The 3,690-nt window shown below is 68.9% G+C and carries 3 protein-coding genes; all 3 read left to right on the top strand.

Translation table 11 applies throughout. The features are described 5' to 3' along the window. Window positions 1-448: 448 nt before the first annotated feature. The 3 genes from VD972_RS25595 (at window position 449) to VD972_RS25585 (ending at window position 3,287) form a co-directional block, all read left to right on the top strand. Window positions 449-634 carry a PEGA domain-containing protein gene (locus VD972_RS25595; RefSeq protein ID WP_324991323.1) on the top strand — a complete coding sequence of 62 codons (186 nt, stop codon included), beginning with the start codon at window positions 449-451 and terminating at the stop codon, window positions 632-634. Next, on the top strand, window positions 631-1,437 hold the full coding sequence (locus VD972_RS25590; RefSeq protein WP_324991321.1) for a tetratricopeptide repeat protein: 807 nt from the start codon (window positions 631-633) through the stop codon (window positions 1,435-1,437). Before VD972_RS25595 ends, VD972_RS25590 begins: the two co-directional genes overlap by 4 nt. A gap of 80 nt (window positions 1,438-1,517) precedes the next feature. Next, complete coding sequence (locus VD972_RS25585; protein ID WP_324991320.1) at window positions 1,518-3,287, top strand: sigma 54-interacting transcriptional regulator; 1,770 nt, start codon at window positions 1,518-1,520, stop codon at window positions 3,285-3,287. Window positions 3,288-3,690 lie beyond the last annotated feature (403 nt).

Below are 3,690 nucleotides of genomic sequence, written 5' to 3'. Positions count from 1 at the left end.
GCCGGGCCCCAAGGCAGAGCCACTCGCAGCGCTTCCCAAGCGCGGCTCGCGCTGGAGGTGGGGCGCGGTGGCAGGCGGCGTCCTGAGCCTGGCGTTGGGGGTGGGCACGGTCATGGCTCGCGAGTCCGCGACACCGGCCTCCCTCAGCTCCGCGCCCCCACCCGTGGTTCAGCCCGTGACAAGCACCTCCCTTTCCGAGCCGGTGGCCAGTGCGCCGCGTCCCGAGCCTGAGCCGATACAGGCTCCGGCTCCGTCGCCGCCAGCGACAGCCAGGCGTGGAGGGACCGCGCCCTCCTCCGCCAGGAAGAAGGCGTCCCTGTCTCCCCCGCCCGTTGCCACTCCCATCGCTTCCGTCCAGCCATCCTCCGCTCCACCTGAGCCCGCTCCACAGCCAGCGGCCACCGGTACCCTCCATCTCGTGATGAGAGGGACCTGGGCGGAGGTCTGGGTGGATGGAAAGAAGTTGGGGCGTGCGCCCCCCAGCCAGAGCTACACGCTGGCCTCGGGTGAGCATGAGCTCGAGCTCCGCAACCCGGCCTTCGCGAGCTACCGGCGAACGCTCGTCATTCCCGCCGGCGGCACGCTGCGGCACACCGCGGCGCTGGTCACCGAAGCTCCGCCTCCCACACCATGAAGCTCCGCCCCGGGCTGTTCCTGCTGCTGTCTCTCCTGCTCGTCTCCGGGTCCGCCTGGGCGCAGAAGGCAGGGATTGAACGCTACGAGGAGGGGGACTTCGAGGCAGCGGCCCGGCTCTTCGAGCAGGAGCTGGCCGCCCCCCAACTCCCCCCCGCGAGCCAGGCGCTGGCGCGTGTCTACCTGGCCGCCTCGCTGTACGCCCTGGGTCGGGAAGAGGAGGCGCTGAAGGCGCTGGAGGTGCTGGCACGTGAGCACCCCGAGCAGCGGGTGGATCCCGTGCGCTTCCCGCCAGATTTGGTGGTGCTCGCCGAGACCCTCCGCCAGAAGGTCGAGTCCGAGCGGCAGCTCGCCACGCAAGAGGCAGCGCTTCAAGAGGCGCGAGCGGAAGAGCGGCGCCGTGCCGCCCTTGCCGTTCCCAGCCATCTGAGACCCGAGGTGCTCGGCCTCTTTGATGCGGTGGATCGTCAAGGGAGCCTGGGAGCAGGACTTGCCTTCCATCGCAAGTCCCTGGAAGGCAGCGTCCGCGTGCTGCTGGGCGCTCCCCCTGTCTTCCATGTCCAAGGCGGCGTGCGGCCAGGCGACGGCGTCTTGCGGCCCTTCCTGGGCTTGCGAGCCAGCCTGCTGCCCGGGATCGACACCTATGGCGCAGGGCCCGTGTTGGGGGGGCGCCTCGCGCTGCCAGCCGGCCTGGTGGGCGTGGTAGATGTGGGAGCCGATTACTTCTTCATCAGCCGGGCCGATCGCCATCGCTTCGCCGTCACCGTCCAGGCGGGGCTCGGCTTCGACCTGCACTTGCCGTGACAAAAGCTCTGTCCGCAATGGGAAGGGAGCCCATGCCGAAGGACCCATCAGCTCAGGTTGACGCTCAAGAGACCGCGAGCATGGAGGGGCTCCTGGTTCGTGCATACCCACCGGCACTCCGGCTGCGCGTCGCGCTGATCTCGAACCCCGCTGGAAACAAGGTGACGCGCCTGCTCTCGCCGGACAAACCGCTCATCGTGGGGCGCGCTCCGGAGGCGGGGCTCCGCATCGATGACCCGACCCTGTCACGAGAGCACGCCCGGTTTCTCCTCTCCGGCTCGCGGGTGCTGGTGGAGGACCTCGGCTCGAAGAACGGCATCTTCTTCGCTGGCAGCCGCGTCGCCCGCGTCGAGCTCACGATCGGCGACGAGATCGTCCTGGGCGGCGTGGCCCTTCAGGTGCAAGCCCTCGGGGCCAACGGGGACTCCTTGGGCATCATCCGGGAGGAGCTGATCCGCCACCACCTGGAGGAGGAGCTCACGCGCGCCCGGCAGTTTCGCCGCCCTTTCGCCCTGCTCCTGGTGCGCGTGCGCTCCCCAGGCGGTACTCCCGCACCCGTGCCGGAAGATGGCGCTTGGATCGAAGCCGTGCGCAGTCACCTCCGCCCGGTCGATCCCATGGCACTCTACGGCTCCAGCGCGCTCGAGGTGCTGCTCCCGGAGACCGGCGCCGAGGAGGCCCATCGCATCGCCCGGGCCATGAGGGCCTCAGGCGCTGGCGGGGGCAGGCAGCTGCTCGTGGGCCTTGCCCTCTACCCTGCTTCTGGCGGCACCGCGGACGAGTTGTTCGAGGCCGCTCGCGAGGCCGCCCACCGGGCCTCGCCCGGACATCCCGTGGAGAGCAACCCGGCGGGATTGCCCGCACGGGAGCAAGGCCCGGAGGGAGCGCTCATCGCTGGCCAGGCGATGCGCCCGGTGCTCGAGACGGTGGCCAGCGTCGCCACCTCGCGCATCCCGGTCATCTTTCACGGCGAGACCGGGACGGGCAAGGAGGTGCTCGCACAGCTCATCCACGAGAGCGGTCCGCGCAAGGGCCGACGCATCGTCCGCGTCAACTGCGGGGCGATCCCCAAGGACCTGGTCGAGAGCACCCTCTTCGGGCACGAGCGTGGGGCCTTCACCGGAGCCCTGCAACAGCAGAAGGGCGTGTTCGAGGAGGCCGATGGCGGCACGGTCTTCCTGGACGAGATCGGCGAGCTCCCACCCGCGGCGCAAGCCTCGCTGCTGCGCGTCCTCGAGGTGGGTGCCTTCAACCGTGTGGGCTCGAACCGTGAGATCCAAGTCGACGTGCGCATCGTGGCGGCGACGCACCGCGACCTCGAGGCCATGGCGGAGGAGGGCACGTTCCGGTCCGATCTCTATTACCGGCTCAGCGGCGTGGTCATCGAGATCCCCCCGCTCCGTGAGCGCCAGGACGAGATCGAGCCGCTGGCACGGAGGTTCCTGCACGCGGCCAACAAGGCCAATGGTCGCCGAGCCGAGGGCCTTTCCCCGGAGGCGCTCGCGCTTCTCAAGGCCTACTCGTGGCCCGGCAACGTGCGTGAGCTGCGAAACGTGATCGAACGCGCGGTGGTTGTCACTCAGGGAGCACTCATCGGGTCAGAAGATCTGCCCGCGCGAGTGCGAACAGGAGGGCGCAGCCCCGAAGCGGGTGCGAGCAAGGCCTCCGCTCCGGGGGCTCCGGAGTCGGAGCAGGCGCGCGAGAAGGTGCATCAGTTCGAGGCCAGGATGCTCCAGGAGGCCCTCGCCGCGACCGGCTGGAATCGGGCGGAAGCCGCGAGGAAGCTGGGCATGCCGGTGCGGACATTGTCGTATCGGCTGAAGGTGCTCGGCGTGAAAAAGCCCCAGTAGCCACGCGAGTCGCAGATCATCCCGCCCATGTACACGCTATTGCCGCCGCCGTTGGAGGTGGCGAAGGTTGTCTTCAGGGACGGCTTGCCGCCATTCAGGACAAAGTCGTTCGACACCGGGAATGACCCGGGTCGGACGTGACGAGAAGACGGCATCTGCCTCATGCCAGGATTTCCACGTACCCGTCGGTTCCATGCACGCGGATGCGCTGCCCATCTGCTCGTTGATTCATGTTGCAGCGTTCATGCCGGCCATGATCACGGCGAAGCTCCGCGGCTCGGTCAGGCTCTGCTTCAAGAGCTGGACGTCTTCCAGGATGAAATCCAAGAGATCCGTTCCGGATCCCGATAGCTCTGGCTGTGAGGGCCTCGCGTCCATCGCCCCACTCTGCGCGGCTCTCCAG

This window comes from Hyalangium sp. (assembly GCF_035629615.1).
Lineage (GTDB): Bacteria > Myxococcota > Myxococcia > Myxococcales > Myxococcaceae > Hyalangium.
This window is presented reverse-complemented; position numbering and strand designations above follow the sequence as displayed.

Excerpts from the sequence above, each read along its gene's own strand:
- VD972_RS25590 (WP_324991321.1), top strand. The coding sequence starts at position 631 with ATGAAGCTCCGCCCCGGGCTGTTCCTGCTGCTGTCTCTCCTGCTCGTC.
- VD972_RS25585 (WP_324991320.1), top strand. The coding sequence starts at position 1,518 with ATGGAGGGGCTCCTGGTTCGTGCATACCCACCGGCACTCCGGCTGCGC.